2 protein-coding genes are annotated in these 1,978 nt (G+C 74.0%); one reads left to right on the top strand and one right to left on the bottom strand.

Annotated elements, in window-relative coordinates; genetic code table 11:
* Positions 1 to 132 precede the first annotated feature (132 nt).
* On the top strand, positions 133 to 732 hold the full coding sequence (locus tag ACIQOV_RS39315) for a short chain dehydrogenase (protein WP_401055680.1): 600 nt from the start codon (positions 133 to 135) through the stop codon (positions 730 to 732).
* Positions 733 to 760: 28 nt separating this feature from the next.
* On the opposite strand, the gene ACIQOV_RS39310 is transcribed toward ACIQOV_RS39315, so the two are convergent.
* Positions 761 to 1,756, bottom strand: coding sequence for a LysR family transcriptional regulator (locus tag ACIQOV_RS39310; protein WP_401055678.1), 996 nt, complete (start codon positions 1,754 to 1,756; stop codon positions 761 to 763).
* Positions 1,757 to 1,978 lie beyond the last annotated feature (222 nt).

Raw genomic sequence — 1,978 nt, 5'->3', positions numbered from 1 at the left:
CGCCGTCGGCGGACAGCTGGTGACGCTGCGCGGACTCGGCGGCGAGGAGTACGAGGACGTCTTCATCCCGCTGCACGGCGAGTACCAGGCGCACATGGATTCGGTCCCGAGACGTGATGGACGGTGTGGGTCATGAGGATTCTTCTGGTCGGTGCGAGCGGAACGCTGGGCAGTGCGGTGCGCCGGGTGCTCGCGGAGCGCGGCCACGAGGTGATCGGCGTGGGCCGCACGGGCGGGGACCTGGTGGCCGACGTCACCGACCCGGAAGCGGTGGCCAGGCTGTATGCGCAGGCGGGCCCGCTGGACGCGGTCGCGGTCGCGGCGGGCGAGGCCGTGTTCAAACCGCTCGGCGAGCTGACCGCCGACGATGTCGCGGCGACGTTCCGCGGCAAGGCGCTGAGCCAGATGGAGCTGGTCCGCCAGGGCGCCTCCCAGGTGGCCAGGACCGGCTCGTTCACGCTGGTCAGCGGGATCCTCACCGAGGAGCCGATCGTGGCCGGGGCTGCCGCATCCGCGGCGAACGGTGCCGTTGAGGCGTTCGTACGAGCCGCCGCGATCGAACTCCCGCCCCAGCGGATCAACGCGGTGAGCCCGACCGTGGTCGAGGAGTCCCTGCCCGCCTACGGGCCCTTCTTCCCCGGCATGGAGGCGGTGCCCGCCGCCCGGGTGGCGACAGCGTACGTCCGCTCGATCGATGGCTCGCAGACCGGCCAGATCTACCGGGTCCGCTAGAAGAAGCCGGGCCAGGTCCGCGATTCGGTCACCGCGAAGTGCGGGACTGGCCGACCCGCTCCAGCAGTACCGGCTCGTGCCGGGCCAGCCAGTCCAGGTAGGCGGGGTTCACCTTGGCCAGATCCAGGTAGGCGGCCCGCAGTTCGCCGTAGAGCGCGTCCAGCGCGGGCGGGCTGAGCACGCGCGGACGCCAGGTGAACAGCAGCCGGACGGTCAGCGGGTCCCCGTGCACCGGGCGGACCACCGTGCCGGGCCCGGGCAGCGAGGTCGGCTGGCAGGGGCGGACGGCCTCGCCGGAGGCGACCAGCTCGGCGGCGGTGGCGTTGTCCCGCACCTGTACCACCCGGGGGTTGAGCCCGGCCTCGCTGAACACCCGGCGCATCGCCGCGTACTCGTGGTCGGCGGTCGGGTCGACCATCCAGGTGTCCTCGGCGAGGTCGGCCAGGTGGACGACCGGCCGGGCGGCGGCCGGGTGTCCGGCCGCGAGCGCGACGAACTGCGGCTCCCGGGCCATCAGCACCCGCTGCTCGGCGTCCGGCGGCACCCGCAGCGGGAAGCCCTCGCTCTCGTACACGAAGGCCACGTCCAGCTGGTCGGCGGCGACCATCCGCAGCAGCGCGCTGGCCGAGACGTCCACGTGGATGGTGGTGTCGGTGTCCGGCAGCCGCTCGTGCACCCGGCGCAGCCAGGCCGCGACCGCCCGGCTGCCGACGCTGCCGATCCGCAGCCGCCGTTGCCGGCCGGGCCCGGCCGCGTCCCGGGCCTCCTGGCGGGCGGCGGTCACCAGGGCGGCCATCTCGGTGATCACCGGCCGGGCCCGGGAGAGCACCGAGTGACCGAGCGCGGTCGGCCTGCTGCCGGTCTGCTCGCGGGTGAACAGGGTGCCGCCGATGGCCCGTTCGATCCGGTGCAGCTGGGTGGTGAGGGAGGGCTGGGTCATGCCGAGCTGGAGCGCGGCCTTGCGGAGGCTGCCGCTGTCGGCGATCGCGCACAGCACCCGGAGGTGTCTCACGTCGAGCTCCACGTCCGGAGCATAGACGCCGCCGCACCGCCTCGCCAAGGACATGACAGGCATTCAAGGGCGTGCCGAAGGGCCGGTCGGCGGACCGACCGGCGGACCGACCCGACGCGGCGGCGTGGCGGACCCGGCCGCTATGCGGCCGAGCTATCGCCGGTTGGCATCATCCGCGAGGGCCCCGGGCGGGTCGAAGCTCGGGGACAGCAACCCGCCCCGGTCACCGCCGGG

The organism is Kitasatospora sp. NPDC091257, from assembly GCF_044757675.1.
GTDB lineage: Bacteria > Actinomycetota > Actinomycetes > Streptomycetales > Streptomycetaceae > Kitasatospora > Kitasatospora lactacystinica.
The sequence above is the reverse complement of the archived record's forward strand: the minus strand, read 5'-3'. Positions and strand labels throughout refer to the sequence as shown.

Coding starts and splice junctions, on each gene's coding strand:
- ACIQOV_RS39315 (WP_401055680.1), top strand. CDS start 133: ATGAGGATTCTTCTGGTCGGTGCGAGCGGAACGCTGGGCAGTGCGGTG.